Here is a 2,417-nt window from a genome sequence, read left to right as displayed (position 1 = left end):
TATTAGTCCCGACTCGGAGGCGAATCTGAACGAATCGTGCCCAGTCGGGACTAATTTTTTGTATTTTGCAATACGTACTTTACCGGAGGCTTACAATTATTTTATGGAGACCGGTGAAATTGTGGGGCGAAACCTTTGTCGGCATCCTGCCCTGCGATGCTGCGTCCGGACGGCCATCGTCTCGAGGGATCATGCCTGCCTTTGCGGAATACCATGTGACGCTGGTGACAAACGCACGGTAGCCGATGCGATACCGGGCCCTATCATAGATATATGGCAACAAGATTTGAACTAAAAGGAGACAGTCTAAGGAAAAAACATTAACTTTGCCACATCAAACTGTAATAGCATGGCCGTTTTTTTCACTCTCATACATTTGCTTAGAAAAAATGATTGAATGAAAAAGCAATTAGTCATATCAACATCAATCGATTTGGTTCGCATCGCACCTGACAGAATTGTTTATATAGTGTCAGATGGAAATTACTCTACGCTTGTTCAAACAGATAATGAGGTACGAATGTTATCTTTTCAATTGGGCCAAATAGAAAAGATACTTTCGTCCCAACTCGGTAGTGAAGGCAATATTTTTATTCGAATAGGTAAAAGCCTAATCATTAATCGCTCCTACATCTACTATATCAGCATTCCTAAACAGAAGCTGACTTTATCGGATATTGTGTCGTTCAGTCACACTGTAACTGCATCGAAAGAGGCATTAAAACAGTTGAAGGAGCTATTAGAAAAGGAGGTTAAATAAGATGGAAGAGCTTAAGGACATCAGAGATGACCAAATTCGCATAATAGGTGAAGAAGGCAACAAGAATCCTGTGCCCCGTAATGTATGGATTTTTATCCTATCTATTTTAGGTTTAGTCATAATCGGAGTAATAATATTTATAATCTTTCGTTATAAAGAAGTAGAAATACAGGAATTAGGGACTCCGGGACCTGCCTTATTCGAACCTGTTAGAGAAGCTGAGCCAACCAAATATCAATGGATAGGCAGTACTGTTGATTCATTGAGATCTGGATATATAGAAATCGTAGATACTTTGATTAACGATATTCCCATAAAAATTTTCATCCCTCATAATGCCGAATTATCACTACATATTGGCAGACTGAATAAAGAAGACAAGAGTGTGATATATGCAGCTCAAGCTGCTGATGTGCGCGCTGATAATGGAGGTGTAGTAGGTGCATTTGTTCTAAATGGAGAGCCTCGATCGTGGGGAGTTTCCAAAAAAGGTTATTGTGCATCAATCAATGGTAAAGTAACTATCGGTGTTGCTGAGAATTCGCCTCTCTTTGAGAAAGCAACCGAAGAAGGTGGCTACTTCTTCCGCCAATATCCTTTGGTTAGTAATGGCGAAGTCATTGACAATGAGCCGAAAGGAAAATCAATTCGAAGAGCTATTTGTGATCGTCAAGGTGAAATATTTATGGTAGAAACAGGCACCAAAGAGTCATTTCACGATTTTGCTCAAGCATTGGCAGATTTGGGTGTTGATCAAGCTATATATCTTGTCGGCTCATCAGCTTATGGATGGGCTGTTGATAAAAATGACAATATATATGAATTTGGAGAAGATAATTATTATAAAGATGGACGTAAAATGCCTAAACACATAAGTTATATAGTATGGAAAAGGAAGTAAAAGATGCTATTGAGCTTGAAAATGATAAATTTGAATGATGATCGCGATGTATTGTTTCAAAAATTGATAGTTATACTGTCAGAGATAATATTGCGATGAAAACAGAAATGAATACCATTCAAAAGATTCAGATTGCTTGTGCAATAATTTTAACCCCTTGGCGGAATTAAATTAGCGCATATTTCATTCTTCCGATCGGTTTTCCATTTTTGTGGTTAATATATTAAAAGATTGTCAGTACGCTAAAACTCCCTATGATTCAGGTAAATATAGCCTTTCCGTATCTTTTGCATAGTTCCGTATAATCATGAACTGGTCAGACAACTGCGAGAATAAGGTCTCTATCCTTTTTCTTGCCTTGCCAAAGAAGAATTCGCTGTCAATGCCAATCGCTTCGGATGTCATGTTCAGTGCTATAATTTCTACATCGGAGAATTTGGGGATAACTCCAAGACGGGGTATATTACCATGTTCATTGACTAAGTTACCTGAAATTTGCTTGCAGATATTGAGAAATTTTGCCAATATTGTATATAAGTTGTGCATACGGTAATTGTAAATTACATGATCAAAAACATTTAATTTAACGTGAGTTCGACGAATTGTAAGTGCTTATAAATTTGGTGATTAGCGAAATTTGTTGTAACTTTATAGTACTAAAAAAGTAAGCCTCCGGTAAAGTACGTATTGCAAAATACAAAAAATTAGTCCCGACTGGGCACGATTCGTTCAGATTCGCCTCCGAGTCGGGACTAA

General features: G+C 37.9%; 3 protein-coding genes and 2 pseudogenes. 3 read left to right on the top strand and 2 right to left on the bottom strand.

From position 1 onward, the window contains the following. The 3 genes from C234_RS17910 to C234_RS0112835 form a co-directional block, all read left to right on the top strand. The coding region (locus C234_RS17910) for a hypothetical protein (protein ID WP_211231534.1) at positions 1 to 295 on the top strand (295 nt) is incomplete at its 5' end. A 102-nt stretch (positions 296 to 397) separates the two neighbouring features. After that, positions 398 to 760, top strand: a complete 363-nt coding sequence (locus C234_RS0112840) for a LytTR family DNA-binding domain-containing protein (RefSeq protein WP_027326089.1) — start codon at positions 398 to 400, stop codon at positions 758 to 760. Position 761: 1 nt separating this feature from the next. Beyond that, positions 762 to 1,661 (top strand): phosphodiester glycosidase family protein, encoded by a 900-nt coding sequence (locus tag C234_RS0112835; RefSeq protein ID WP_027326088.1) that lies wholly within the window; start codon positions 762 to 764, stop codon positions 1,659 to 1,661. A 223-nt stretch (positions 1,662 to 1,884) separates the two neighbouring features. Here the strand turns inward: C234_RS0112835 and C234_RS18310 are convergent. Together C234_RS18310 and C234_RS18305 are read right to left on the bottom strand one after the other, a co-directional pair. Then, a pseudogene (locus tag C234_RS18310) lies at positions 1,885 to 2,027 on the bottom strand (IS982 family transposase); the annotation flags it as partial. Continuing rightward, positions 2,001 to 2,264: pseudogene (locus C234_RS18305) on the bottom strand (IS982 family transposase); the annotation flags it as partial. The pseudogenes C234_RS18305 and C234_RS18310, both read right to left, overlap by 27 nt. Positions 2,265 to 2,417 lie beyond the last annotated feature (153 nt).

This window comes from Bacteroides pyogenes DSM 20611 = JCM 6294 (genome assembly GCF_000428105.1).
GTDB classification, from domain to species: Bacteria; Bacteroidota; Bacteroidia; order Bacteroidales; family Bacteroidaceae; genus Bacteroides; species Bacteroides pyogenes.
The sequence above is the reverse complement of the archived record's forward strand: the minus strand, read 5'-3'. Positions and strand labels throughout refer to the sequence as shown.

Coding starts and splice junctions, on each gene's coding strand:
- C234_RS0112840 (WP_027326089.1), top strand. CDS start 398: ATGAAAAAGCAATTAGTCATATCAACATCAATCGATTTGGTTCGCATC.
- C234_RS0112835 (WP_027326088.1), top strand. CDS start 762: ATGGAAGAGCTTAAGGACATCAGAGATGACCAAATTCGCATAATAGGT.